This is a genomic window from Kitasatospora sp. NPDC023176 (assembly GCF_055560495.1).
In genome coordinates this window covers 147,770-172,986 of sequence record NZ_JBVHIP010000018.1, presented here as the reverse complement: position 1 = coordinate 172,986, position 25,217 = coordinate 147,770, and the positions used below count along the sequence as shown (strand labels likewise).

General features: G+C 70.2%; 22 protein-coding genes and 3 pseudogenes. 8 read left to right on the top strand and 17 right to left on the bottom strand.

Features of this window, described 5'->3' with window-relative positions; genetic code table 11:
- From ACZ3YL_RS24260 to ACZ3YL_RS24245, 4 genes are all read right to left on the bottom strand, one after another.
- Nucleotides 1–236: IS3 family transposase (locus tag ACZ3YL_RS24260; RefSeq protein ID WP_465659793.1), on the bottom strand; the 236-nt coding region annotated here is incomplete at its 3' end.
- 95 nt (nt 237–331) lie between these two features.
- Nucleotides 332–643 (bottom strand): transposase, encoded by a 312-nt coding sequence (locus ACZ3YL_RS24255; RefSeq protein ID WP_030558521.1) that lies wholly within the window; start codon nt 641–643, stop codon nt 332–334.
- A gap of 1,507 nt (nt 644–2,150) precedes the next feature.
- Nucleotides 2,151–2,936 (bottom strand): hypothetical protein, encoded by a 786-nt coding sequence (locus ACZ3YL_RS24250; RefSeq protein WP_465659791.1) that lies wholly within the window; start codon nt 2,934–2,936, stop codon nt 2,151–2,153.
- Nucleotides 2,937–3,472: 536 nt separating this feature from the next.
- Nucleotides 3,473–3,943, bottom strand: coding sequence for a VOC family protein (locus ACZ3YL_RS24245; protein ID WP_359008639.1), 471 nt, complete (start codon nt 3,941–3,943; stop codon nt 3,473–3,475).
- Between the two features lie 830 nt (nt 3,944–4,773).
- Here ACZ3YL_RS24245 and ACZ3YL_RS24240 point away from each other — a divergent pair.
- Nucleotides 4,774–4,977, top strand: a complete 204-nt coding sequence (locus ACZ3YL_RS24240; protein WP_465659789.1) for a zinc finger domain-containing protein — start codon at nt 4,774–4,776, stop codon at nt 4,975–4,977.
- Between the two features lie 295 nt (nt 4,978–5,272).
- Here ACZ3YL_RS24240 and ACZ3YL_RS24235 read toward each other — a convergent pair whose 3' ends face one another.
- Together ACZ3YL_RS24235 and ACZ3YL_RS24230 are read right to left on the bottom strand one after the other, a co-directional pair.
- Nucleotides 5,273–6,745, bottom strand: coding sequence for a hypothetical protein (locus ACZ3YL_RS24235; protein ID WP_465659787.1), 1,473 nt, complete (start codon nt 6,743–6,745; stop codon nt 5,273–5,275).
- A 167-nt stretch (nt 6,746–6,912) separates the two neighbouring features.
- Complete coding sequence (locus tag ACZ3YL_RS24230) at nt 6,913–7,173, bottom strand: ATP-binding protein (RefSeq protein WP_465659809.1); 261 nt, start codon at nt 7,171–7,173, stop codon at nt 6,913–6,915.
- Between the two features lie 206 nt (nt 7,174–7,379).
- Here ACZ3YL_RS24230 and ACZ3YL_RS24225 point away from each other — a divergent pair, with 206 nt between their 5' ends.
- Nucleotides 7,380–7,814 carry a DUF6228 family protein gene (locus tag ACZ3YL_RS24225; RefSeq protein ID WP_465659785.1) on the top strand — a complete coding sequence of 145 codons (435 nt, stop codon included), beginning with the start codon at nt 7,380–7,382 and terminating at the stop codon, nt 7,812–7,814.
- Between the two features lie 77 nt (nt 7,815–7,891).
- On the opposite strand, the pseudogene ACZ3YL_RS24220 reads toward ACZ3YL_RS24225, so the two are convergent.
- From ACZ3YL_RS24220 to ACZ3YL_RS24205, 4 genes and pseudogenes are all read right to left on the bottom strand, one after another.
- A pseudogene (locus ACZ3YL_RS24220) lies at nt 7,892–8,125 on the bottom strand (tyrosine-type recombinase/integrase); the annotation flags it as partial.
- Nucleotides 8,126–8,197: 72 nt separating this feature from the next.
- Nucleotides 8,198–8,626: a hypothetical protein gene (locus ACZ3YL_RS24215; RefSeq protein ID WP_465659783.1), complete on the bottom strand. Its 429-nt coding sequence runs from the start codon at nt 8,624–8,626 to the stop codon at nt 8,198–8,200.
- A 134-nt stretch (nt 8,627–8,760) separates the two neighbouring features.
- Nucleotides 8,761–10,188: a replicative DNA helicase gene (gene dnaB / locus ACZ3YL_RS24210; protein WP_465659781.1), complete on the bottom strand. Its 1,428-nt coding sequence runs from the start codon at nt 10,186–10,188 to the stop codon at nt 8,761–8,763.
- Between the two features lie 437 nt (nt 10,189–10,625).
- A complete protein-coding gene (locus ACZ3YL_RS24205; protein WP_465659779.1) occupies nt 10,626–11,825 on the bottom strand; it encodes a WD40 repeat domain-containing protein in 1,200 nt (399 codons plus the stop codon).
- 748 nt (nt 11,826–12,573) lie between these two features.
- On the opposite strand from ACZ3YL_RS24205, the gene ACZ3YL_RS24200 reads away from it, so the two are divergent.
- Entirely contained in the window at nt 12,574–14,205 is a 1,632-nt protein-coding gene (locus ACZ3YL_RS24200) for an eCIS core domain-containing protein (RefSeq protein ID WP_465659777.1), read from the top strand.
- A gap of 43 nt (nt 14,206–14,248) precedes the next feature.
- The gene (locus ACZ3YL_RS24195) at nt 14,249–14,680 is read left to right on the top strand and encodes a hypothetical protein (protein ID WP_465659775.1); all 432 of its coding nucleotides are present in this window, start codon (nt 14,249–14,251) and stop codon (nt 14,678–14,680) included.
- 194 nt (nt 14,681–14,874) lie between these two features.
- On the opposite strand, the gene ACZ3YL_RS24190 is transcribed toward ACZ3YL_RS24195, so the two are convergent.
- Complete coding sequence (locus tag ACZ3YL_RS24190; protein ID WP_465659773.1) at nt 14,875–15,045, bottom strand: peptidoglycan-binding domain-containing protein; 171 nt, start codon at nt 15,043–15,045, stop codon at nt 14,875–14,877.
- Between the two features lie 86 nt (nt 15,046–15,131).
- Between ACZ3YL_RS24190 and ACZ3YL_RS24185 the strand changes: the two genes are divergently transcribed.
- The gene (locus tag ACZ3YL_RS24185) at nt 15,132–15,716 is read left to right on the top strand and encodes a hypothetical protein (RefSeq protein ID WP_465659771.1); all 585 of its coding nucleotides are present in this window, start codon (nt 15,132–15,134) and stop codon (nt 15,714–15,716) included.
- Nucleotides 15,717–15,736: 20 nt separating this feature from the next.
- Here the strand turns inward: ACZ3YL_RS24185 and ACZ3YL_RS24180 are convergent, their stop codons facing one another.
- The 3 genes from ACZ3YL_RS24180 to ACZ3YL_RS24170 all read right to left on the bottom strand — a co-directional run bounded on the left by ACZ3YL_RS24180 (nt 15,737) and on the right by ACZ3YL_RS24170 (nt 18,116).
- Nucleotides 15,737–16,612, bottom strand: a complete 876-nt coding sequence (locus tag ACZ3YL_RS24180; protein WP_465659769.1) for a WD40 repeat domain-containing protein — start codon at nt 16,610–16,612, stop codon at nt 15,737–15,739.
- A gap of 676 nt (nt 16,613–17,288) precedes the next feature.
- Nucleotides 17,289–17,582, bottom strand: a complete 294-nt coding sequence (locus ACZ3YL_RS24175) for a hypothetical protein (protein ID WP_465659768.1) — start codon at nt 17,580–17,582, stop codon at nt 17,289–17,291.
- 87 nt (nt 17,583–17,669) lie between these two features.
- Entirely contained in the window at nt 17,670–18,116 is a 447-nt protein-coding gene (locus ACZ3YL_RS24170; RefSeq protein WP_465659766.1) for a YybH family protein, read from the bottom strand.
- A 933-nt stretch (nt 18,117–19,049) separates the two neighbouring features.
- Here ACZ3YL_RS24170 and ACZ3YL_RS24165 point away from each other — a divergent pair.
- Together ACZ3YL_RS24165 and ACZ3YL_RS24160 are read left to right on the top strand one after the other, a co-directional pair.
- Complete coding sequence (locus ACZ3YL_RS24165) at nt 19,050–19,406, top strand: beta/gamma crystallin domain-containing protein (protein ID WP_188308081.1); 357 nt, start codon at nt 19,050–19,052, stop codon at nt 19,404–19,406.
- 272 nt (nt 19,407–19,678) lie between these two features.
- Nucleotides 19,679–19,924 (top strand): annotated as a pseudogene (locus tag ACZ3YL_RS24160) (helix-turn-helix domain-containing protein); the annotation flags it as partial.
- 496 nt (nt 19,925–20,420) lie between these two features.
- Here ACZ3YL_RS24160 and ACZ3YL_RS24155 read toward each other — a convergent pair.
- The 3 genes from ACZ3YL_RS24155 to ACZ3YL_RS24145 all read right to left on the bottom strand — a co-directional run bounded on the left by ACZ3YL_RS24155 (nt 20,421) and on the right by ACZ3YL_RS24145 (nt 24,576).
- On the bottom strand, nt 20,421–22,148 hold the full coding sequence (locus tag ACZ3YL_RS24155; RefSeq protein ID WP_465659764.1) for a thiamine pyrophosphate-dependent enzyme: 1,728 nt from the start codon (nt 22,146–22,148) through the stop codon (nt 20,421–20,423).
- A 20-nt stretch (nt 22,149–22,168) separates the two neighbouring features.
- Nucleotides 22,169–23,788: an FMN-binding glutamate synthase family protein gene (locus ACZ3YL_RS24150; RefSeq protein ID WP_188308079.1), complete on the bottom strand. Its 1,620-nt coding sequence runs from the start codon at nt 23,786–23,788 to the stop codon at nt 22,169–22,171.
- Nucleotides 23,789–23,871: 83 nt separating this feature from the next.
- Nucleotides 23,872–24,576: a metal-dependent hydrolase gene (locus ACZ3YL_RS24145; protein ID WP_188308078.1), complete on the bottom strand. Its 705-nt coding sequence runs from the start codon at nt 24,574–24,576 to the stop codon at nt 23,872–23,874.
- A gap of 90 nt (nt 24,577–24,666) precedes the next feature.
- Between ACZ3YL_RS24145 and ACZ3YL_RS24140 the strand changes: the two are divergent.
- Nucleotides 24,667–25,146: pseudogene (locus ACZ3YL_RS24140) on the top strand (IS5 family transposase); the annotation flags it as partial.
- Nucleotides 25,147–25,217: the final 71 nt, after the last annotated feature.

The following is a 25,217-nucleotide window of genomic DNA, read 5'->3' as shown; positions in this document are numbered from 1 at the left end:
AGATCCGCCGCCGGGTCGCGGCGGGTGAAGGAGCGGGGCCGGCGCGGGCTGACGCCCTGGATGCCGGCCTGGCGCATGAGGCGTTCGACCCGCTTTCGGCCGACCCGAGTGCCCTCGCGCCGCAGGACGGCATGGACGCGCGGGGAGCCGTACGTCTCGTCGGAGTCGGCGTGGATGCGGCGGATGTGCTCGGTGAGCTCGGCGTCGTGGCGCTTGCGCTCGCACGGCTCCGCCACGTCGCGGCGCCAGCGGTAGTAGGTGGAGGCGGGGATGTGCAGTTCCCGGAGGACGGGCTCGGCCCCGAAGCGGTCCTGGTGCTCGTCGATGAGCTTCAGTACCGTCGCCGGGTCGGGTCGAGCTCCTGGGCGAAAAAAGCCGAGGCGGCCTTGAGAATCTCGCAGGACCGGCGGAGCTCGGCGTTCTCCTTCCGCAGAGCGGCCAGCTCCTCCTTCTCCGCGGTGGTCAGCCGGTCGTCCCGCTCGCCCCGGTCCGCCTCGTCCTGGCGGATCCAGTTGCGCAGCGCTTCGTGGTGCACGCCCAGGTCGCGGGCCATCTTGCGGATCACGGGCTTCGGGTCGGCGGTGCGGTACATCTCCACCGCACGCCGTCGCAACTCGGGCGGGTACTTCATCGGTGCGGCCATGGCAGAGGCTCCCTTCTCATGGCCAATCAGGCCATCTCCGGCAACCTTCCGCACGTCGGGGGAACCTCAGCCCGGTCTCCTCGGCCGTCAGGTCCGGGCCGAGCAGCCTGGCGAGCACCCCGGGTAGTTCCTTGCCCGTCCCACGCGCGGTCTTCAGCGACGGCCAGTCGGTCCCCCGCACCACCGCCCACGGATCCGGCAGGGTGTCGGGCACGGGCAGATCGGCACACGAATCAGAAGACCTCACTCACCGGACCCTACGCGCCGCCACCGATACGGCGACCACCGCCCGACGCGACGAGGGTAAGCGAGCCACGGGGCGCTGATGGGGACAAGCGGGACCACCGCGGTACGCGCGGTTGTCGATCGCGACCGTGGTGACGACCAGGACGGACCACACCTGGCACCACCCACGCCGGCCCACCCGCATACAGGGCTCTCGACCGAACCGCGGAAAGTCCCACTACTCTCATGCCATCGGGAACTTCTCTTCCAACCCCACAAACACGCAGGCCGCACGGCCAGAACCGTCAGCCGGCGACACAGAACCGGCACCCACCCCCCCGAAATCAGGCCGAGGGCGGGCCGTGAAAACATCCCACCGGCCGTCACACCACACTCGGTCAAAAGCCCCGGGCAGGGCGCAGCACGGGGCAGCACTCGGGCCCTCGATGCGCATGGGATTGTCACCTGCCCTCGGCCTTCGAATGTTACCGGGCAGACACGCGGGAATCAGTCGGTAAGCCCGGCCCGGTATCCGGCAGGAAACGCGCCTAACCAGCCGCATGGCATCCCGCCTTGATGTCGCAGCATGAATTCACTCGGTGCCCGCGCCTATCGGCCGATAAAGAGGCCCTCCAGCGCCCTCCAGGACACCCGGTGCCCTACAGCGAACGGACGGCCCGGAAAGGGGATCAGAAAGAGGGCTGGTCTTTGGCGGTGGGCCGGGGCCTGGCGGCCCCTCGAAAGGGGTTGTGGGTGTGGCCTGCGGCGCCACCGAGAAAATGGGGTGGGTTTTCGATGTGGGGCCTGGCGGCCCCGGCGCCGAGGTCGTCCTGGTGGCGCCTGCGGCACCCCCGGACAAATGCCGGCCAAGTCCGCGACGGGGCGCCGCATCCGGCGGTACGGGTGCGCCGAGGTGGAGCAGCACCGGCGGAGCAGGGCCGGGTGCGGCCTCCCGCCGAGGCCCCCGGGAGCGGCTCACCGGCTCCTGGACAGCGGCCTGACGGCCGCCCACGGCGGGCGCCGGGCCAGCCTGCGAGGCGGCCGCCGGGGAACGGGCGCCCACCCGGCTCCACGCGACGCGCGAGGCATCGCGCGAGGGCGTCGGCCAGGCGCAGCGACCCAAGCGACCCGGACCACCGACCCCCGCACCGAACGACGGCCAGGACGGCGGCGAGGACGGCGGCTGTCCTCTGACAGCCGACCTTGACCGATTGCCAAGTGACTCTGACCGCTCGACTTCGGTGTTCTTCCTGAACTTCTGCCGAGTCTCTGGCTCAGGACGCTAGCGGAGCGCGTTCGCCAGCGACTGGGTCAGGACGCAGGTGAACCCGACGCCCCAGTCGTCGCGGTCGTCGCAGCGCAACTCCCGGTCACCGAAGGCATCCAGCAGCTCCTCCAGCGGGACGACAGTGCCCTCGGCGGCGGGCTCCGCGACGTGCAGCACCTCGATCGCTCCCTCGCGGACGAACCGGACCAGCGGGGCGAGGTCCGCCGTCACGTACGCCCGCAGCTCCTCGCCCTCCAGCTCGGACGGCAGATCGGCGAGGATCCCGAACGGTCCGGTCAGCCAGCCACTCGCTTCCATGGCACACACCCGGACCCGGTCCTCGACCTCCGTCAGGTCCAGCTGATGGACGGTGGGCGGGGCGTCCGGAGCATACGCCCGGGCCTCCCAGCGGCGGCGTCCCTCCTCGGTCGCCCGCAGGGAGAGAACAGGCACGCCGGACCGGTCGTCCCACGGCCACACCCACGTCGCCGTGTCGACAACCAGCTGCGCCAGCTCCGCGCCCGTCACCTCCGGGCCATCCTCCTGGACGAACGCGGTACTGAGCGCCCGACGCAACGTCAACCACCCGCCCGCGACCAACCGGAGCGTCGCCGCGGCCAACTCCGGCACCCGCGCCGACTGCTCCTCGGGCGACGCGTTGCGACGCCTCGGCACCTCGGGCGAGCCCGCCCAGCGCAGCACGGCCGTGACGTGCTGCGCGCTGCCGCGCGGGGTAGTGCCGGCGACAGCGCGGCGGACCAGCACCTGCTCGGTGACGGTCAGTTCATCCCAAGTCTTCACGGCAGGCGATCCTGGCACACTTACCAGCTCCGACCTGCAGGGCTTTCGCCCGCAGACCCGGACCCGGCGGGACCGCCCGTCAGCACGGCATCGCCGTATGCTCGCGCAGCGACCCCCACCGCTTCCCCCGCCACCGGTCAAGATCAGGTGGCAGAAACCTGCTGGTGGTCAAGATCGAATGGCAAACGGTCAAGGTCTCCTGTCAGAGGTCAGCGGCTGCCCTACAGGCCCCACAGCCCCACAGCCCCACAGGCATACCGGACAAGAGGTCGACAGCCAGGCGGCCTGGGGCCTACCCCCGCATTCCAGATTTCTGGAACGGACCGGCCCCACGCGGCCAGGCCGGACGCCGAGGACCGGGCAGCGGGCCGCCGAGGCGGGCGAGGCCCGCGAGAACGACGAGACGGCGACGCGGGCCACCACCCAGGTCTCGCCGGGACGGCGGTTCCGATCCTTTTCTCGGCCCGGATCGGGCTTCCATCTCCCTCGATTCCCGGGCAGGCGGGACTCGCCGAGTGTGGCCGGGACCCCGGCATTCACTCCGAATCGCCGGCGCGCGTACTTGACGGCCAGTGAGCGGGCGACCAGTCTCCCTCGGGGTCGGTAGTCTGCCCTACTTCGATCAGGTGGCCGTCGGGATCGCGGATGTAGCAGCGGATCTCGTACTCGTGCTGTTTCGGCGGTGTCAGGAACTGGGCGCCCCGGGCGCTCCACTCCGCGTACAAGGCATGGACGTCCTTGACCCGGATATTGAGGAAACTGCTGACCCGGTCGGGATCGCGTGGCGTGGCCAGGGTGACCGACGGCTTGTCGTCGGTCGGGCCGCCGCCGACATTGATGATGATCCAGCTGTTGGCCAGGGCGACATAGGTCAGCCCTCCGGGGCCGGAGTAGGCCACCCGGCCGCCGAGTACTTCGGTGTAGAAGCGTCGAGAGCGCTCTACATCGTCCGAGACGATGAAGTGGGCCAGCACAATTCCTTCTGGCGGTGGGGGGAGCTCGGCCATCTGGTACCTCCGTACGTCGGTCTCATGGCCCGTTGACGACGAGGCCTGCAGGCGGCGGCGCCATGAGCGGGATTCAGCGGTGCTCCAGCATTCCCTCGAAGAAGCCAATAATTCACGGCATCACCCTCCTGACAGATTCGCGGGCTGTCGCCGCAAGTCACCGAACGCCGGCACTGGCCTGGGCCGCTCGGCCAGGATCGCGTTGTGCGGCGCCGTCAGAAGGCGTGTAACTGCTGGTGGGACCTCGCACACCCGTCGTGGCTGCGGGCGGACGAGGCCTCGCCCAGGCCGGCCGGGGCCGGCGGCGAGCAGAACGCCGAACAGCCGCCCCCGGACAAGCCGCCGACACGCGGCCTGACAAGATCACCACCCGGTGCGCGTCACACCCCATTGCCCGTGACGCGCACCGACCCCACCGCCCGGAAAAACCCGCCGATAAGCCGGGAAGACCACACCCCTAAAAGAGCCCGGAAAACCAGTCGGAAAACGACCACGGAAACACGCCGGAGAACCCCTGGGAAACATCCGGTAATTCACCACCCCCGACACCCCTAACCCCCGTTCATGACATACCCACGGCAAGCACGTACAGCAACCGAAACGGGCCCCGCCACACACCACCGGAACACCCCGGCGCCACCCTGACACCCCGCGACAATTGGTCCAACCAACAAAACCCAAACCCACCAAAATGCCCAAAAACACCCACCCACCCGCCACCAGGTCACGCCCGCGAAAGAGCGCGGGGTCAGCAGCCCAGGGGGTAGGACATCAGGTGTCCGCCGGAGCGCCATGGCGGCGGCCGTGTTCAGGAGCGCGAGGGGAATGGGATGGTCAATCCGTTGCAGGCTCAGTGCCCTCGATGCCAGGCCAAGCCTGGCGTGATGTGTGGTGGCCGATCCACGGTTCACCCGGTCCGGGCGGGTGCGGCCCGTCTCGGCCCCGCTAGCGGCCGTCCCGGCTTGCGCAGCCCCGCCGGGTTGTCCCGGTCCGGCCCGGCGGCCTGGGAAAAGGGTGATGTTGTCGGGTCATAGGGGAGCCACTGCTCCGATGTGAACGGGAGCCACGCGTAGGCCACACGTGACGGTGATGTACTCGACCTCGGTGGGCGTTCTTCGGCGAGTTCGGGAGCCGTTCCGGCGAGATCGGGAGCCACTGATCGGGTGTGACCTGCCGAGGCATGGGCGGAGTGTCCGTGGGGCCGGAGTGGTGGCGTCGATAGCGTGTGGTTCGGGGCCCGGGTCGCCTCCCTGACAAGTCGCGGCCGGGGCCTCACCCTGGATGCCAATAGGGCTGGACCCGTGGGGCCCAGCCCTTCCTGAGTAGCGGCTACAGACCCGCCCGGTTCAGCAGCCACTCCATGTGCTCGCCCGGAAGGAACGGTGAGGCGCCGGCGGCTTCTGCGACGCGCTCCGAGGGGTCAGCGAGGAGACGCAGCAGGGATTGGAGCGGGAGGTTGCGGTGGGGCGCGACCGCGCGGCGGACTCGGTCTTCGGGGTCGGCGGCCAGCTTCTCGGCGAGTTCCGAGGGCAGATCCGGATCGCGGGGTGCGAAGGAGCGGAGCCGGGGCTCAGGGTCGGTGGCGAAGCAGCGCAAGGCTGCCGGCGGGAACGTCAGGACCTCCTCCTTGTCCCACCAGAACGTGAACTTGTCCCGCCGGCGGTAGCGGCGCTCGATATTCTCGGCGGTCGCGGGATCGACCAGGTGCGGGGCGGTGTAGGCCATGGTGAGGCGGACCATCTCCTCCTCGTCGTCGAGCAGTCGGGCCACCGCGTTGGCGGGAAGAGCCTTGCTGGCGGCCGCGGAGACTCGGAAGCTGACGTAGGGCGAGTCGATGTGCGGCAGCGGAGAGGCCGTCACCCAGGGCAGCCGCAGGATCCGCAGTTCCGTGGGCGCGAACTCGTTCTGGAACCACTGCAGGACCGTTTCGTCGTCCGCGTCAGGGTCCGGATCAGCCGTCGAGCGCGACAGCTCGTGGACCGCGGCGTGGATCTGCGCCCGCACGTGCTCGGGCGTGTCCGGCCGGGCGAAGACCTTCACACGGACGCTCAAGGCCGGATCGACCGCAAGGGCCTCGCGGGCCGGCGGCGGCAGGTCAGGATGCCGAGCGAGCTCGGCGCGAACCTCGCTGTCCGGATCCGCGGCGAGCCGCTGGAGGGTGTCCGCGTCGAGAACCGCGTGAATGACCGCGCCCGCCCGAGTCACCGGGTCCGCCAACAGCGCCGGCAGTAGGTCCGAGGGCGGTATCGGATGCGGCAGATGCGCGTAGTAGGTCGAACAGGCCGCGGCGCGGACCTTGGCCTCGGGATCGGTCAGCAGGATCCGGCGGACCGCTTCCGGGGCCTGCGGCCAGTGCTTCGCCAGCGCGGCGCGGATCTCCGGGTCGGAGTCGGCGGCGAGGCGGGCCCGGAGATCGGGCGGCGTGTGGGGGCCCTGAGCCAGGTACTCACGGACCCGTGGATCGGGATCCTCGATGAGCTGTTCCAGCATCTCCCGTGGTGCGGTCGCGGCGTGGACAACGAGCGCGGCCCGCACCGCCCCGTCCCGATGTGTGGCCAGTCGGATACGGAACTGGTCCGGCAGCCGGTTGTTGAGCGCCAGGCTGTGCAGGAGCCAGTGGTCGTCGATCGCGATGATCTCGGCGATCATGTCCTCGGTAAGGTCCGGACGCTTCGCCACCTTCCCCGTGCCCCGCCGCCACGCGAATAGTCGCCGAACCATAGAAGCTGGCAGGGCGGAATTCATCGCCAACCCGTCCATCACCTTGTCGAGGTGAACCGGAGTCAGGGCGTCAGCATCCATGCGGCCAGCATGCCAGGCGGGCTGCTGTGCGACGCCGCCGGGCGGACAACCACGGCGGCCGCTTCGAGCGGTGCGCCGGCCACCGCCCCTGTGGTCAGCTGGAAATCCGAGTGGCCCCTCAGTGGCCCTCCAAGCCTTCACGGAGGTCACCGGGACTTCGCCGTCCATCAGTTCGAGGCTGGGAAGAGGGATTCCTGGGTGGCCTGGTAGCGGTAGGACTCGGTGCCGGTCTGGATCAGGGTGCAGCGGAACGTGATCCGGTCGGCGACGGCCGCGCGGAGGCGGGCGTCGCCGAAGGCTTTGTCCCACTCGGCGAAGGGTGAGTTCGTCGCGACGGCCGTGGCCTTGCGCCCCTCGCGCTCGGTGACGATCCGGAACAGCAGCTTGGCGCCCTTGCGGTCCAGGTTGAGGTAGCCGAACTCGTCCAGCTATGCCGATATCCGCATAGATCGACCTATGCCGAGACCGCGACTATGCCGACTGGCTGCGTAGGTGAAGACGAAGAGCGATTGTCGCTGGGCGCTGGCAGCACCGGATCGTGGTGGCAGCCTGGACTTTCGATGAGAAGTAGCAGCGGCTCGGGCGTCCAGAATGGTGATGCCATCGACTTGGCGGTGTCCGTATCCTTCGGCGGGTGAGTCTGATCGAGCTGGGTCCGGGGCAGGTCGAGCTTGTCGTCGGTGGGCGCGGGACACTCGCGCCCTGCGTCCGGTTGTTCGACTGGTCGCGGGCTGGTGAGTATGAGGCCTCCTTCGCCGTGGAGGCTGTTGCCGACGGTGTCCGCGCACGGCTCGAATCCGTGGCTGTGACCGTCTGGGACAGTCTGGACGAGTTCTTCGACAACCTTGCGCGCGACTTCCGCGGTTGGGAGGGCGAGCGGGTCTGGGTCAACAACCATCTGGTTGTGACAGCGACCTTCGGCTCGGGTGGTCACGTGTATCTGAGCTGGACCTTGAGGTCAGGCTTCTTCCCTGAGGACTGGAAGTGCACTGTCACGAACGTGGTCGAAGCCGGTGAAGGAATGACCACCCTGGCCGCTGACGTGCGCGAATTCCTGGGCCAAAAGTAGGTCGTCAGCGCGCTGAGCCGGGAACGTCACCTCTCGGCAGGTTCAACGGCAAGTCCTCTGTGAGGGCCTCGGCATAGTCACAGGCGGTCGAGGAAGGCCAGAACCTTGTCGGTGGGCCGGTAGCGGCCCGGCCGGGCCGTGACCGGCGCGGTCAGCGCGAGCGCCTTCTCCTTGATAGTCATGTCGGCGTGGACGTAGGCGTCGGTGGAGCGGACGCCGGCGTGGCCGAGCCAGAGTGCGATCACTGTGGTGTCGACACCTGCCTGGAGTAGGGACATCGCGCAACTGTGGTGGAGGACGTGCGGGTGGACGCGCTTGTCGAGGAGGGTCGGGCAGACTTCGGCTGTGGCTCGGGCGTGGGACCGCGCTGCCGGGCGGCTCCGTCAGCCGGCGGTCCGGGCGGCCTCCGCCGCCCTCGAGACGGCCCGGCTCTCACCGGGCATCCAGTGCCAGCCGGCTTCGGCGTAAACGCGGACGAACTCCTCCAGGCGCTCGCCCTCGTAGCCGACCTGGGCGTGAACCACGACAATCGCCCCGGGCTCGCGGTCGTCGCCGAGCGGACGCGGGTAGTGCTCGACCACCCGGACGATGTGGAACGGGTAGCCGCCCTGCGGCGGCGCGATGTACGGCTTCTCCTTCATCGGGCCCACCAGCAGGCTGACCGCCGAGAGGGATTCCCCGACTGCGGGCACCGCCAGCGCGGTGAACCCGTCCTCCTTCACCACCGAGCAGACGTAGCCCTTGGACTCCCCGTCCGGCCCAAGGGCCGGCTGCTCCCAGAAATCGACTCGGATACCGATCGTGACTGTCATGGCCGCCATCCTGCCGTTCCAGGGCCTTCCGCTGGGCCGAAACGGCCCAGGTTCACCTGGTCGCGAAGTCCAGGCGCGGGCTGGAACAGCCCTGTGTCGGCGCTGGTTCGCGGGTTCGTCGGCAGTGGGCGCGGCTACGGGGTGGGGTGGTGTCGGCGCTGCTCTCGTCTGCAGGCTGGCAAGGGGCGTCGTCTTCGGCGGCCTGGCGGGGGACGAAGCCGTGGTCGCCCGGGTGGGTGAAGGCCGAGATGGTGGGGTGGAAGGCGACGGTGTCGTGCGGTGGGGCCGTTACGGTGCTTGGCGACGATCAGGTCGGCTTCGCCGGGCCGGTTGTCGGCTGCGTAGGCGTCGTCGCGGTGAAGGAGGAGGACCAGGTCCGCGTCGTCTTCCAGGGTGCCGGAGTCGCGCAGGTCGTAGATGTGGGGGCGTTTGTCGGCGCGCTGCTCGGGCGCGCGGTTGAGCTGGGAGAGCGCGATGACGGGCAGGTGCAGTTCCTTGGCGAGGAGCTTGAGGCGGCGGCTGACCTCGTTGATGTCCTCGTAGCGGCTGCCGTACTTGTGCCTGCTGTGGTCGAGGAGCTGGACGTAGTCGACGACGATGAGCTTGATGCCGTGCTGGGTCTTGAGGCGCCGGCTCTTGGAGCGGATCTCGGCGAGGGTGAGGTTCGGCGCGTCGTCGATGAACAGCGGGGCGGAGGAGACCTCGGGTATGCGGGTGGTGGCGCGGGTCCAGTCCCGGTCGGTCATGTTGCCCGAGCGCATGTGGTGCAGCGGGACGCGGCTCTCCGCGGAGTGCAAACGCATGCCGATCTCGTTGCGGCCCATCTCCTGGCTGTAGAGCACGGCGGGCAGGCCGTTGCGGAAGGAGCAGGCCCGCAGGACTGTGAGCGCGAGGGCGCTCTTGCCGTGGGCGGGCCGACTGCCCAGAACGATCAGCTGCCCGGGGTGCAGGCCGTTGGTCAGCACGTCCAGGTCCGAGAGGCCGGTGGGCGCCCCGGCTGGAGCGCCGATGTACGAGCCGATGCCCTCGACCTCGTCGAGGACGCCTTCCATCACGTCGGCCATCAGGCGCACCTCGACCCAGCTCGGGCTGTGGCCGGTGGTCACGGCGTCCACCTCGGCCTGGATCACGTCGACCAGGTCGGTGATGGGGGTGTCGGTGTAGGCGAGGCGGTCGATGCGCGTTGCCGTCTCGATCAGCCGGCGACGCAGCGCCTTGTCCTCGACCAGGAGGGCGAGGGTCTCGGCTCCGACGGTGCTGCGGACCATGTTGACGAGCTTGTGCAGGTAGTCCCGGCTGCCGGCCCTCGCCAGCAGGCCCTGCTCGGTCAGCATCGCGGCGACCTGGATCGGGTCGGTGGACTCCCCAGCCGCGTAGTGCTCCAGGACCACGTTGTAGATGAACTCGTGAGCCGGGCGGTAAAAGCTGGACGGGCGCAGGATCTTGACGATGTCGGCGACCGCGCCCTTGGAGCGCATCGTCGTACCGGGGAGCAGCTGCTCGGCACGCAGGTCGTGGGGCACCTCGAAGGCCGGGCCGCCGTCCGGGTCCTGCTCGCCCACGCGCGTCCACCTCTCTGCTGATCTGGTGTGGCTCGGGCCGGGGCCGGCGAACGGGTTGTCGCGGCCACCTTGTCGGACCACCGCGCGGGTTGTCCCGGCTTTCCCGAACGAGCGAGGCCGGCTGCGGCTCACGCCGCTCCGGTCCGTGGCAGGACTGGGTGGGCGGGCGGTGCGCGGCGGTATCGCCCCGTCCCGGCCAGGGCGGCGGGGCACCGAGGTCACTGACGACCTGGAAGATCGAGGGGGCTGGCGCCGTACCGGCTGAGAATGGGTCCGGTCAGGGCCCGATGTGGACGGGGCGGCTGGTCAACCTGCACCGCAGCCACAAACCTGCGCACTGATCACTGAGCTCACCCGGAGGCCACCAAGATCACCGACAAAGTCACGCCAGAACCCACGGCAGGACGGCAAGGGGAGCATGGCGTCCGTGATGAACCTTATGCTCGGTCCATCGATGCACGCCAGAGCAGGACCGTGCTTCCATCTGCGCTAGCCAGCAACGGCTCTGTGGGGGCGAACGCTGCCGCTTTGAGGCCGTTGACGAACCCCGTGAGTGGAGACCCGACGGAAAGACCGGTGGCCGGATCCCACAGGCGTACCGTGTGGTCCATGCTCGTGCTCGCGAGCAGTCTGCCGTCGCTAGAGAAGGCCACAGCTCGGACCGCATTACGGTGACCCACCAAGGGGGCGCCGACAGGTCTGAAGGTGACGGTGTCCCACACCTGCACGGTCTCGTCCCAACTGCCGGTCGCGAGAAGGCTGCCATCAGGGGAGAAGGCCACCGCGCGTACCGCACCGCGATGGCCGGTCAGTGGTGCACTGACGAGCTGACCACTCAAGGGATCCCACAGACGCACGACGGCGTCCTCCCCGCCGCTTGCCAAGAGCCGTCCATTCGGGGAGAACGTCACGGCGTTGACCCCGCCGGTATGGCCCATGAGCGGAGATCCGACAAGAGCGCGGGTGTGTGGATCCCATAGGCATATTGCTCGGTCCAGACCGGCACTCGCCAGCAGTGTGCCGTCTGGGGCGAACGAGAGGTCCCAGACGGCATTGGTGTGTCCCGTGAGCGGTTGCCCGATCTGCTCGCCTGTGGCCGAGTCCCACAACCGCACCGTGCGGTCCCGGCCTCCGCTTGCCAGTAGCCGTCCGTCAGGAGAGAAGGCCACCGCCCGCACGCCGTCACGATGCCCGGCAAGCGGAGCGCCCTCCGGGGAGCCAGTGGCTACCTTCCACAGTCTCGCTGTGCCGTCCTCGGAGGCGGTCGCCAACAACCGTCCCTCAGGTGCGAAGGCTACCGCTGTGACGTTACCGGTGTGCCCGCTCAAGAGCGTGCCGGTGAGGTTCAGCGCCCGCCTTGGGGAGGCCACGCGCTCAGTAGCGGGGACATTGTTGTGGTGTACCGGGCCCGGCGGGCCGAGTGCTGCGCTGACCCACAGGCGTGCCAGCTCCGTGTCGAAGAACTCGATAGCCTCACCGTTACGTTCGACACGGATCACCGCTCCGGAGCGAGCCTGAAGCGACGGCGCGGGGGACGGTGCCTGGGGAGGGTAGATGTGCACGCCTCCTTCGACCGTACCCGCCTGCACGAGGGAGCCGTGGATTCGAGAATGGCCTTGGACGACGTTGCGGGTCACCCCCGCTGTCTCAGTGTCCGCTGATTCCTCTGGTGCCACGGGCTCGCCCCTGCCACATCGTGAATGCCCGAGTTGGTATGGGCGTTGACCCAACAGGCTATCTCGACTTCGGGGCGTTGCCCTCCGACATGAACTCAACCGCTGACAATCTCAACACGCTGACTTGCCAGGGAAGGTCATGCCGGGGTGGAACCTGTAAACGACGCTGATGCGGTCGCCGGTGTCGGAGGCCGGGTCGGTGCGGGCGGTGTAGTCGTCGACCTCGGGGTCGGTGCCGCCAGGCACCGGGATACCGAGCCGCGGGTGGATCACGAGGCGCTCGACCAGCTTCTCGACCGCGTCCAGCCTCGCCAGGGCGCAGCGTCGCGAGGGCGTGTTCGGCGGCGTCGGAGGGGAAGACGTGCAGCGGCGCCGGCGGCTGTTCGGGCTGGTCGGTCGCCGCCGGCGACGCGGAGCCGGGCGAAGGCCTCGCTGGCCGAGGTCCACTGCTGGCCGCCGATCGGCGCGGCGAGCGACGCCATCGCGTTCCCGTCGGTGCGCTGGACGAGGCGGTGGCGGCGAGGTCGCCGATCGGGGAGGCGTCGAGGGCGGCGGCCAGGTTGCCCGCAAGGGGTTCCCGGCGTGCCCTTGGGGCCGTGAAGACTGTCCTCACGCCTCTGGTCGCGTCGGCCCGGATGCCGTATTCAAGGAGGTTCGCAGCTCATTCACTCCGCCCCCGCAAAGGGGGCTTCGATCGTAGGCGGCACCGGTGCCACACCAGCAGGAGCACAAACCCGACCGACGGTCGGCCACCGCGCGCACTGCCGCACGAGCGCCCGGCACCGCCTCGGCGGTGCCGGCCTCCGCGCGGGGGATCCTCGCCCTGCAGGCCTCCGCGGGCAATGCGGCCGTTGTGCAGATGATGCGCCGGGCCGGACTGCTTCACGGCCGGCAACGGCACGAGCACGGCGCCGGCTGCGGTCACCGGCAGGCCGCTGAGGGGGCGGCTGCGGTGCAGCGCTCCGCCGTCCACAACGTCCTGGCGACCGGCGGGCGTCCCCTGGACACCGCCACCCGCACCGACATGGAGGCGCGCCTGGGCGCGGACTTCTCCGACGTGCGCGTCCACGACGACACCACGGCCAAGGCCTCCGCCGCCGAGGTCGGGGCCCGCGCCTACACCTCCGGCAGCCACGTCGTCATCGGCGCCGGCGGCGCTGACAAGCACACCCTTGCCCACGAGCTCACCCACGTCATCCAGCAGCGCCGAGGCCCCGTCGCCGGTACCGACAACGGCAACGGGCTGCGGGTCTCCGACCCGTCCGACCGGTTCGAACGCGAAGCCGAGGCGAACGCGGCCCGCGCGATGCGCCGGCCGGTCGCGGATCGACCCGCGTCCTCGCCGGACCCGGTCGAGGGCGTACGGGCCGGCGCCACCGCGCCGCCCGTCCAGCGCCTGGCCGTGCCTCCCACCACCCCGATCACGGCCCCGCCCCGGGTCGGGTTCTTGCTCCACACGCAGACCCGCTCGTCGGCCGGGTATCCGCGCGCCCTGGAGTCGGAGATGGTCACCGACGGCTCCCTCGTGGGCAACACCCCCCAGCAGAACCCGCCGGGGTGGGACTACCTGCAGGACCTCGTGCGGGCCGGCCACCTGCAGCAGGGCAACTGGATCCGCTTCCACCTCGTCAACAACATCGCCGGTGGGCACGGCGGCGCCGAGAACCTCGTGGTCGCCTCCCAGAGCGACAACCAGCGCTACGAGAGCCTGCACGAGAGCCAGCTGAAGGCGGACGTCACCGCAGCGCGCAATCACAATGCCACTGCGGCGCCCGCCAATCGCCGGTACGTCTACTGCGGCGTCTCCCTCACCTACCATCCTTACAACGCGACCGCGGGAACCGGGGCCCAGCAAGCCGCCTCCGACTGCTTCCCCGCCTCCCTGCGCTTCGTCGAATACCTGCTGGACGGCACACAGGCGACCCCGTGCTGGACGGTCCAGCAGAACGCCACGTTCACCTTCGCCAGTCGCCAGCCGGTCGACCCCCGCCAGCCGGTCGCGCTGTCAGCCATGAGCTTCCAGGACCTCGCTGACTACACGCGCATCCCCACCTGGACTCAGCCCGAGTACGCTTTCCTGCAGCAGATCGGAACGGCCCACTCCACCGCCCAGGACCAGTTCCTGGCGGGCAGCGGGGGCAGCACCAACCTCACCGTCGACGACGTGGAAGGCGGTCTCGCTCAGGCCATGTTCCCGCTCCCCGTTCCCGCGGCACCGCCGGGAGCCAGGCGATCGACACGTCCCACCAAACCGCAGGAGATCCCCTTCAACAACGTCCTGGACGCACAGAAGATCGCCCGCCTCGCGCGGGCCATCTCCCAGGGCTCCTTCACCCTCTGACCGAAAGCCGACCAACGACATGTCAAGCCTGTGGCACGCCCGCGTGACCGAGCAGACCCCGCAGCTGGTGTGCGTGGCCCTGCACGCCGTCCACCCCGACACCGGGGACGTACCCAGCACCGCGGTGTTCGCCCTGCGCCTGCTCATGGACGCCCCGCCCCGCGGCCCCTACCCCGAGCACGACCCGGCCGTCGACCCCGAGACGGCGATGCGACAACTGGCTGAACACGCCATCGCGTCGGTCGTCGTGACCGACCGACGTAACTTCCCGTTCGACGAACAGGCCACTGCCCAGCAGATCGACGACCGTGTCCGGGCCGACGACGGGCAGCAGGCGCTCGCACGGGAATGGGCCGCATTCTGGGCGGACCCCCAACGGGCCCCCAGTGCGACCGTCACCATCCGGCTCCGCCCCGACAGCACCCTGGCCCTACCCGCCACCGGCACCGAGTGGGACAGCGCCGCCTACGGCTGACCACGAGGCTGCCGGCGGCGCGTCGACCTGGCGGCAGGCAGCGGGCTGGGCGGCGCCGCGGCCTTCTCGGAACCGTTGGCCGGCGGCGGCTCGGCGGGTAAGTGCCGACAGCACAAAGTGCCGGCATCCCGCGACAGAGCGGGATACCGGCACTTCTGTTTGAACGGCGCCGCAGAATCTGGCGCCCTACCTACTCACGACTTGGTGGGGATCACCGAGTAGCAGCCGGAGTCGATCGGCGAGATCCAGTATCGGTAGAGCTCGTCACCGGTGTTCGGGCCCACCACACCGTCGTTGCCCAGGTAGGCCCACTCCTGGTACTCCACCAGCAGGTTGAGGGTGGCGTCACCGAACACGCCGTCCACGTCGAGGGACGGGCGGCGGGTGTGCGTCTGGGCGGCGGCGTTCCAGTTGTTCAGGCCCTCCTGGACGCACCTGACGGCGTATCCTGGTGAGCGCCGAGCACCACGTGCACGCTTGGCTGGACCGCCACTACGCCCGGCGGGCGTCGGCCGGGACCCGAACCGCGCCCGAGACTGGCGCAGCGTCCGTGGCCGGCCTCGCCGACGCCGGCCGACGACTGTGGGGCGGGCAGTGGGCTGCGGCGGCGGCATCGTGGACACCGTTCACCAACGGCGCGCGCTCAGACAACGCCGAGACCCGACCGGGGCCCCCCGCCGCCGCAGCGGCCCTGCGCGACCGCTACATGCGGCTGGCCGCCGGTTTCCTGACCGTCGCCACCGCCGGTTTGCTCCTGCTGACCTCCAGCACGCCCGACCCGGGATGGCTGCGAGCCGTGGAAGCCGAGATGGCCGCCGCCCACACCCCGCTGCTCGGACTCCTGCCGGTCCGCGCCGCCACCGAGCACTCCGGTGGGGCGCTGGCCCAGATCGCCGATCGCCTGGTGGGCGCGCTCGGCGAGGACCCCACAACAGCCGGCCGCCCCCTGCCGAAGCACACCGCCCGGCCCAGCGAGGCGTCGGACGCTCAACACAAGCCCACGACCGGCGGCGAGGCGCAGTCCAGTCCCGGTTAGGTCACACATGCGATTGCCGGTCAGCGGTGATACGTCAGCGCGGCGAGATACGGACCGACGCCGGCCAGAAGGCGGCCGCCCGGCGCCATCGCCAGGGCTCCCACCGACAGGGGAAAGACCAGATCCTGGCCGATCTGCTCCCCGGTGGCCAGGTCCCATACCCGGACCAGGTTCGCCCCGCCGGCGGTGGCGACCACCGTCCGGCCGTCGACCGACCCGATCGCCATCTCCAGCACCCCATCGTGGTGGACGGTCAGCGGCTCACCCAGCTGCTTACGGTCCGTCAGGTCCCAGACTCGGACGGTGTCGTCGTCGCTGCCGGTGACGGCGACGGGCCGGCCGTCCACCAGCGCCGTCGCCACGGTGTACACCGTCCCGTCGTGACCGAGGAGGGGCTCACAGACGTGTTCGCGGGTGGCAAGGTCCCACAGCGCCACCATCGGCCCCTCGCCGCCGGTCACGGCGAGGGTACGGCCCTCCACCGCTACTGTCGCCACCGCCAACGCTTCCGTGTCGTAACGGGGGAGGGGCTCGCCAAGCTGCTGGGGCACGGCCGGCTCCCACAGCTGCAGCGGCTCCCCGTCGCCGGCGGTCACGGCGATCGTGCGGCCGTCCAGCACCCCGATCGCCACTGCGTTGATGCAGCCGTGCGGGCTGACGAGGGGCTCCCCCAGCAGCTCACGAGTAGTCAGGTCCCAGACCCGCAGCAGCCCGTCGCCACCGCCCGCGAGGGCCAGGGAACGGCCGTCCACCACCGCCGCCGCCAGCCCCCACACCAGGTTGGGGTCACCCGCGTACAGCTGGCTCACGAGCTCCCCGGTGGCGAGATCCCGCACCCGCACCAGCTCGTCGGCACCGGCTTCGAGGGCTAGGGACCGGCCGGCCGCCACCGCCACCGCTATCGCCGTCACCCCGCCGACCGGGACACCGGGGGGAGGCAGGGGACTGTGGTCACCCCAGGACCCGCTGTCCCACTCGACCCGCCACTGCCCGGTCGCTCTCTCCTCCACCTGCGGCATCCCCTCGCCGATCGAACCACCGAGAGCTCACTATCGCAGACGAGAACGAGGCCGAAGGGGGCATCTGGGAAGCGTAGTTGTGTGACGCATCGGTGCCGACCGCGACCACCTGCCGCCCCAGCCGGCGCGAGACCCGGTCGGAGAGGGTCGAGGCACCGAGAAACCCGGTGCCGATCCCGAGGAAGAGCGGCCCTGCCTGCGGCTTGGCTCACGTGCAAGCAACAACGGAAGTGCCTGATTGTCAGCACCCTTCGCGACAGTCCGCGGACTGGGCGGGGAGGGCGCATGGGGGGCGCAAGAGGCTTGGCACCTGGGTGAACGGTATGGTCTTGAGCGCCGATGATGGCTGTTGTCGTTCCGATCTTGAGGGGTGTTGGTCGAACGGGAGTCTCGATCGGGGGACCGTGGCGACAGCCGCGCTTGAAAGCAGGGCCTCTTGGTAGTTCGAAGGGTGTCTACGCCAACGAGCTGTCCAGGAGGCCCAATTGTCGTATTTGTACGTCATGGTGGGAGCGGAATCCACCTCGCTCACCCTTGCCTGTGGCTGCCTGGCTCACCAGTTCGGGAACGCCGCCGACCACGGGATGCGCGAGCTCCGGGACGGTCTTTTGAACCGGATCCACATGACGGCCTGATTCGGACCCTCCCTCGGGTGTTTCGGATCGTCGCGCCGGCCTTTTGCCTGTGGCTCGTCCGTTTTGCCCGTCCTGGCGTGCCCGGGTGTGCCGAGCAGGTAGGACTCCCTGCCGGTCTCGATGTTCGTGTCGGTGTAGGTGAGGCTGACACCGCGGCTGTCGACCTGCTGCTCTGCCGCGCCAAGCTCGCCGTCCCCAAAGGCAACAGCCACCAGCTCAGCGAAGCCGCTACCGGACGCGGTGTCGTTCCCCTGAATTGACCGCGACCGCTGCGGAGAACCGCTGACCGCCTGGGACTTCTACCGTCCACCACCAGCGGGGAACTCTGTCGTCTGCCACCCGGGAGACCCGACTTCCCCTTCACAGTTGAGAACGGCGAACCGCCAGGACCCGTCCCCTGACCCGCGGGCGACGGCCGTCGTCGTTCCGGTCGGCGAGATCCGGGTACCGTCCGGCAACGTCGCCTCGAGGTTCCAATCGACGACGATCAGGGCCGTGTCACCCCCGATCAGGGTGGACCTGGGCTTGTTGGTCAGACGCGCCTGAGCCGCGATCGAATGCACCGTCTCAGCGCGCAGCGCTTCCCGATCGGTGAGGACGGTGCCGTTGAAGGTGCGCATCGTCGCGTCCTCGTGGAACAGCGCGAGGACGGCGTCGGCGTCTCCGGCGTTGAGCGCGTCCTGGTACGCGAACGGGAGGCGAGCCGGATCGACGATCCGGGTATCGACGGATTTCGGGGCGCTCATGGGTGACACACTCCTCGCGTGGGGTGGATCTGGATTTCCGGAGTCAGCGTCCACCTCGCAGCCGGCCCCCGGAACCGGGTCCGAATCAAGCCGACACTACTCTCCCGCCCACGCGCACCAGCCCACGCCAACCCATGAATGGTCTCCGCTCGAGCCGTCATCCTGGGCCCAGTTCAAGCCGTCCTGCACGAGGGTGCACGCATCACCACCACAGGCGCCGTTGCTGCCTCCATCGCCATCACCGGGGGCAACGGCACGGGTTCCGCCAATAGCGCCGGTGGGGACGGCAACAGCGGGCAGGTCCACGGAGGGTCGGAGCCCTCCCGGCAACGTAAGACCGGGTACAAGGCGCCCACTACACAGGAAAGCCAACGGCGAGGCCGTCACCGAGGTACCCGCAGGACTTCCCGTCCCGGGGGGGCGGAGCGAGGCAGGGCCGGCGGCGGCGTGGCGTCACGACGCCAGTCCGGGCCGGTGCGGGTATCCCGGGTACCCGCGCGGCGGGGGCGGTGCCCCGCCTGGACAAGGCCCTGGGTCCAGGGGAAACCCCCATAAGCGACACCGCGACGGCGGCGGGGCCAGTCCGGGCGGCGCACCCGGCCTCGCGCCGCTGGGAAGACTGGGCTGCCCGCTGCCTGGTGGCCGAGATGGCCTTCGTGTAGTCCCTGTTCTGGCCGCGTGCCCCCGAGCGCTGGTCTGGCGCGTTCGGCGGTCCCCTGATCTCCCCATGTCAGAACGGCCGACAGGTGACCTTCGGTCGGGCACCCCGCGCCTTGCGGAAGTCCCGCATGAAAATGACCTAGAGCAGGTTGGGTCAAGGCGTGTTCGATTGACCCTCATAAAAATGCTCTGGATACTGATCGGGCACGACGCAACGGAAAATTGTTGCACAGCTGAATTCGATTCATAATTTCATCCGACTAGGGAGGATCCATGTTCTCGAACGCGAAGAAGGTCGTGGGTTCGATGGCCGTGGCCTTCGCCGCGGCGGCCACGCTCACCGTGGCCGTGCCGTCCGGCAGCGCCTTCGCCATCGACCACATCCCGTGTGACGGAAGCCGCAATGACTTCCTCAAGATCTGGTCGCACCTCGACGGCCGTGACAGCGTCGACTGTTACGCGAACGGCGGGTCGATCGGCTTCGGCGGGTGGTGGGTCGACCGGATCTCCACGGGAAACAACGACCTGGTCTACTCCGACGACAACGGCGACTCGGTGAGGGTCAACCGCTGGACCGACATCTCGTACCCGAACCACCCGCCGAAGGTTAACTCCATCCGGATCCTCTGAAGAACCGGCAGAGCGGGCCCCGCACGGAATTCCCCCGGCCGCATCGCCACACGTCCCATCACTTGGATCGCTGTCGAATCTTTCCGTGACGTGAATTCGCTCCAGCCCGGCTCATCGGTGTCGGCCACGCCCCCGGGCATGGCCGGCACCTGCCTGGGGTGCCGCGGCCTGCCACGACCTGGCGCCAGCCGCCTCCGGAGAGATGCCCGGCCCTCCAGGCCGGCGCGCAGCACGGCACGGGGCCAGGACGCAGCAACCGCCCCCGACTGTCGATGAGCAGGCCCTCGACGAGGACGGCGGGCGCGCCCTGGCCCGGGTCCGAGGCCGGGGCCTTGACGGCCGCGCGGGAGCGGATCCGGCTGTAGGCCGTTGTTCGCTTCACGGGCGAGGAGAAGGACAGAGAGATCGCTGCCGCGTTGCGAGTGAGCGATCAGTCCGTTGAACGTTGGTGCCGGCATTGGCGGGTGCTGGGACCGGATGGGGTGCAGTCGAAGGGATCGCCTGTCGCCTGTCGCCTGTCAGCACCGACATCACCCGATCAAGTTCAGAAGCAGCAGACGACCTTCGAGTCCCCAGTGAACTCAGGAACGCGCAGCAGGAGCTGGTGACCATGCGGGCCGAACGCCGCGCCTTGCTGGCCACCCTGCCGACCTGGGGCGGCGATCTGAAGGCAGCCCGGCAGGGGCTGAGCAAGGAGCAGCCGGCCGAGGCCGGCCGCCTGGAGGAGGCCGAGCGTCAGGCCGCCCACGCGGTGTGGGCCGATGGCTACCGGGCAAGCCTGCCCGTCGGGGACCAAGTGTGTGCGCGACGGCTTTGCGGGGCCTGCGGGATTGGTCCGCAGGCCCGGGTCAGGGGGTGTCCCCCTGCCGGTCCCAGCGGCGCGGATCCGCGGGTGTCCGCTGCTGGATCGGGATCGACATGGCCCGGGGCCTTGGGCGTGTCTTTCGGATCACGCCCAAGGCCCTCGTACTGATCCTTCCGGGTACGGGGCGCTCCCCGGTCCTGCCCCTCCGGTCAGCCGTCGTGGCTGCGGAGCGTCTCCTTGACCTTGGCGATCGCGAAGCCCCAGCCCTGCTCGACGGTCGGCTTGCCCGGTACGGCGAGTTCCTGCGGGTTGGTCAGGACGTCCAGGAGCACCGGTCCGGGTGTGTCGAAGGCCTGGCGGACCGCGTCGAGCAGCTCCGAGGGGCGGGTGACCCGGATACCGGTCAGGCCGAGGGCGGTGGCGACGGCGGCGAAGTCCGGGTTGTCCAGCTCGGTGCCGAACTCCGGTAGTCCGGCCTGTTCCTGTTCGAGCTTCACCATGCCGAGGCGTCGGTTGTCGAACACCACGAGCTTGACCGGCAGCCGGTGGGTCCTGATCGTCATCAGGTCGCCGAGGAGCATGCTCAGCCCCCCGTCGCCGCAGAAGGCCACGACCTGCCGGTCGGGGGCCCAGAACTGGGCGCCGATGGCCTGGGGCATGGCGTTGGCCATCGAACCCAGGTTGTAGGACCCGAGCAAGCGCCGGCGGCCGTGCATGGTCACGAACCGGGACAGCCAGACCGTCGCCATGCCGGTGTCGGAGGTGAAGATCGCGTCGTCGCTCGCGCAGGCGTCGACCGCGGCGGCCAGGGCCTCCGGGCGGACGTCGTGGTCGCGGTTGTCCAGCGCGCTGCGCAGCCGCCCGAGCAGTCGGTGGTCGTGCCGGGGGTCCGCGAGGTGCCGCTGCCCTTCGGTCCACTGCTCGAAGCGTTCGCGGGCCTCCTTGAGGTGGGCGTCGCCCCCGGCGGGCCGCAGGAGGGGCAGGAGTGCGCGGAGGGTGGCGCCGGTGTCGCCGGCCAGTCCCACGTCGACCGGGGTGCGGCGGCCGAGGTTGCGTTCCAGGAGGTCGATCTGGACGACCTTGCAGTCGGCGGGGTACCAGTCGCGGTAGGGGAAGTCGGTACCGAGCATGATCAGGGTGTCGCAGGCGTCGAGCGCCTGGGCAGCGGCGGGATTGCCGATCAGGCCGGTCTGGCCGACCTGGTACGGGTTCTCCCCCTCGAAGCCCTCCTTGGCCTTCAGGGTGAGGACCATCGGGGCGGACAGTCGCCCGGCGAGTTCCAGCACCTCCTCGCGGGCGTCCCGGGCGCCCCGGCCGACCAGGAGGGTGACCCGCTCCGCGGCGTTGACGAGGTCGGCGGCCTCGCGGATGCCCGCGTCATCGGCTCGGGTGACGGGTCGCGGGCGCGGGAAGCGGGCGGGGCGGTCGTCCGTCAGCTCGCGGTCGCCGAGGTCCCCGGGGACGGTGAGGACGGCGACACCGCGCTCGCTGACCGCGCTCCGGACGGCGGTCTCCAGCATCCTGGGCAGCTGGTCCGGCGAGGTCACGGTGGCCCGGAAGACCGCGACGTCCCGGAACAGCAGGTCGTTGTCGACCTCCTGGAAGTAGTCGCTGCCCAGCTCCGAGCGCGGGACCTGGCCCGCGATGGCGAGCACCGGGGTCCGGCTCTTGGCCGCGTCGTACAGTCCGTTGAGCAGGTGGACGGAGCCGGGGCCGACGGTCCCCATGCACACGCCCAGGGTGCCGGACAGCTGGGACTGGGCGCCGGCCGCGAACGCCGCGGCCTCCTCGTGCCGGCAGCCGACCCAGTCCAGGCCTTCGGTGGTGCGGATGGCGTCGGTGAGCGGGTTCAGGGCGTCGCCGACGACGCCGAACACATGGCGCACACCCAGCTCCTGCAGGGCGTCGACGATCACGCGGGCGACGGTACGTGCCACGGGAGTTCCTTTCGGGGGTGTCAGACGGTGAACCGGTCGGGGCGCGCGGCGTCCCAGTCGCGCGCCCAGCCGGCGGGCGGTTCCTGGAGCAACTGCCCCGGTTCCAGCCAGTGATGGGTGTCCGCGTAGGAACGGATGGTCTCCGGGTCGAGGCGCCGCTGGAGCATGTGCGGGCGCAGCTGGGACGGGTGGGCGACGCCCATGGCGGCCATGATCTGCAGGGCGCTCCGGACGGTGGCCTCCTGGTAGCGCCGCACCCGCTGGGACTTGTCGCCCACGTGCAGGGCACGGGCGCGGCGCGGGTCCTGGGTGGCCACGCCGACCGGGCAGGTGTTGGTGTGGCAGCGCTGGGCCTGGATGCAGCCGACGGCGAACATCATGGCCCGGGCCGCGTTGGTGTAGTCCGCTCCCTGGATCAGCCGCTTCACCAGGTCGCTCCCGGTGGCCACCTTGCCGCTGGCGCCGATCCGGATCCGGTCCCGCAGCCCGGTGCCGACCAGTGCGTTGTGGACCGTCATCAGTCCTTCGGTGAGCGGCATGCCGACGTGGTCGGCGAATTCGAGCGGGGCGGCTCCGGTCCCGCCCTCCGCGCCGTCCACGACGATGAAGTCCGGTGTCACGCCCTCCTCCAGCATCGCCTTGCAGACGGCGAGGAACTGGTGGCGCGAACCGACGCAGAGCTTGAAGCCGGTCGGCTTGCCGTCCGCCAGTTCGCGCATCCGGCCGATGAAGCGGACCAGTTCGCGTGGGGTGGAGAACACCCGGTGGTAGGGCGGGGAGACCACCGTCCTCCCCTCCGGGACCCCGCGCACCCGCGCGATCCGGGCGTCGACCTTGGACCCGGGCAGCACGCCGCCGATGCCCGGCTTGGCACCCTGGCTGAGCTTCAGCGACACGCACTTGACGTGCGGGTGCGCCGCCTTCTCGGCGAACGCGCCGGGGTCGAAGTCCCCGTCCTCGGTGCGGCAGCCGAAGTAGCCGGTGCCGATCTCCCAGATCAGGTCTCCGCCGGGCCGCAGGTGGTACTCGGACAGCCCTCCCTCGCCGGTGTCGTGGGCGAAACCTCCGAGCGCCGCACCGGTGTTGAGGGCCAGCAGCGCGTTGGCGGACAGCGAGCCGTAGCTCATCGCGGACACGTTGAGCAGCGCCATCGGGTACGGCCGGGTGCAGTCGGGACCGCCGACCGGCACCCGGGGCGTCCGGTCCGGCACGGCGACCGGGGCCATCGACGGCACCAGGAACTCGCGTCCGGTGCCGTACAGGTCCAGCTCCGTGCCGAAGGGCTCGTCCGCGTCCGTCCCCTTGGCCCGCTGGTAGACGATGCTGCGGGTGTCACGGTCGAACGGGCTGCCGTCCACGTTGCGTTCGACGAAGTACTGCTGCACCTCCGGCCGGATGCCCTCCAGCACGAACCGCAGATGGCCGATGAGCGGGAAGTTCCGCAGCACGGAGTGCCGGGTCTGCAGCAGGTCCGCCAGGGCCAGTGCCGACAACGGGAGGAGGACGGCCGCCGCACACCACCACCACGGCGAGACGACCAGGGCGGCCACCGTGGCGCCGACCGCTGCACAGACTGTCAGGACAACCGGGAGGAATCTCGTCACAGCAGCCGTCTGTCCCCGAAACGCCCGGTCAATCATCCGGGTCGGGTGGATCGGGCACGTGGTCGGACCACGTGGGCCGGCTCACCTGGTCGACTCACCCGCGGACCGCACGGCGGTGCTCAACTCGCGGCCAGGAGCGGGGAGAAGACCGAGAACCACAGCACCGCGAAGGTGGCGACCGTCATCACCGGGACGACGAACCTGGTCTCCAGCTTCCCGCCGGTGCGCCGGATCAGCACCAGCTCGAAGCGCCCGGGGTAGGGCCAGAGCAGGGGGGCGCCCCTGCGGGTGAGGCAGTCGCCGATCAGGTGGCTCAAGGTCCCCAGGCAGACCGTGTAGGGCAGCCAGTCGGCGAAGCCGGTGAACCAGACGGCCACCGTCGCGGCCCCGACCCCGGCCAGGCCGACGGAGGTCACCCAGGCCGTCAGCCCGCGGCCCGGCGGATGCAGGTGCAGGGCGCGCGCCGCGAGCGCGAACAGCACGAAGGCGAGACCGACGGTGAAGCCGCTGCCGACGCGGGTGACGCCCATCCAGGTGCCCCACCCGGTGAGCGCCACGAACAGCAGCGAGTGCGTCGCGTGCCGGTGGCCCCCGGACAGCCTGCCGATCAGCCGGCACAGCCCCCTCGAGAGCGGACCCAGCAGGTGCGCGGGCGTCGCGTCGTGGTGGTCGAGGTCCGGCAGCAGCGCAGCTCCGGCGCACAGCAGGGTGCCGATCAGCACCTCGCTCGGCCGCATCCCGGTGCCGAACAGCGCCTCCGGAAGGACCGGCGCGGTCGCCGTGAAGAGCAGCGCCCCGCCGATCGCATGTGACTGACCCAGCACGCCGACACCCGCCCCCTCGCCATCGAGCCGACCCCCGGCCTCCCCTGGGCCGTGCCAGCCGATCGCCTGCCCGCGACGGCGCGGAACATTCCCCCGGACACCTGCGCCGGTCCGGGGCGGTCCTCGACCACGAAGGTCCACCTCGCCACCGACGGCCGTTGCCGCCCGCTGTGCTTCCACCTGGCCCCCGGCCAGGCAGGCGACGCGCCCGCGTTCGAGGACGTCATGGCCGCCTTGCGGGTGCCTGGGACGATCGGCCGTCCGCGCAGGCGCCCCCTCGTGGTTCCGACGGACCGGGCCCATTCGTCGAAGGCCATTCGACAGCACCTGCGCAGACGCGGGATCCGTGCGGTGATCCCACAGCCGGCCGACCAGATCGTCAACCGCAAACGCAAAGGCCGTACCGGCGGTCGACCACCTGCCTTCGACCGCGACGCCCACAAGCTGCGCAACACCGTTGAACGCTGCATCAACCGCTTGAAGAGCTGGCGTGGGCTGGCTACCCGCTACAAGAGGACCGCCGGCGTCTACCGGGCCGGACTCCACATCGCAGGCATCTTCATCTGGTCGGCCCGTTGCGCCTTGGGCGTCCTGGGCAGCGCGCTGCCCGGGGGTGGCGTCGAGTGCGGCGCCACCCCCGA

What these genes read in the sequence shown, in the direction of transcription:
- ACZ3YL_RS24255 (WP_030558521.1), bottom strand. Translation starts at nt 643, where the DNA reads ATGGCCGCACCGATGAAGTACCCGCCCGAGTTGCGACGGCGTGCGGTG.
- ACZ3YL_RS24165 (WP_188308081.1), top strand. Translation starts at nt 19,050, where the DNA reads ATGTTCTCGAACGCGAAGAAGGTCGTGGGTTCGATGGCCGTGGCCTTC.
- ACZ3YL_RS24245 (WP_359008639.1), bottom strand. Translation starts at nt 3,943, where the DNA reads ATGGCCGAGCTCCCCCCACCGCCAGAAGGAATTGTGCTGGCCCACTTC.
- ACZ3YL_RS24240 (WP_465659789.1), top strand. Translation starts at nt 4,774, where the DNA reads ATGGTCAATCCGTTGCAGGCTCAGTGCCCTCGATGCCAGGCCAAGCCT.
- ACZ3YL_RS24235 (WP_465659787.1), bottom strand. Translation starts at nt 6,745, where the DNA reads ATGGATGCTGACGCCCTGACTCCGGTTCACCTCGACAAGGTGATGGAC.
- ACZ3YL_RS24170 (WP_465659766.1), bottom strand. Translation starts at nt 18,116, where the DNA reads ATGAGCGCCCCGAAATCCGTCGATACCCGGATCGTCGATCCGGCTCGC.
- ACZ3YL_RS24150 (WP_188308079.1), bottom strand. Translation starts at nt 23,788, where the DNA reads ATGATTGACCGGGCGTTTCGGGGACAGACGGCTGCTGTGACGAGATTC.
- ACZ3YL_RS24215 (WP_465659783.1), bottom strand. Translation starts at nt 8,626, where the DNA reads ATGACAGTCACGATCGGTATCCGAGTCGATTTCTGGGAGCAGCCGGCC.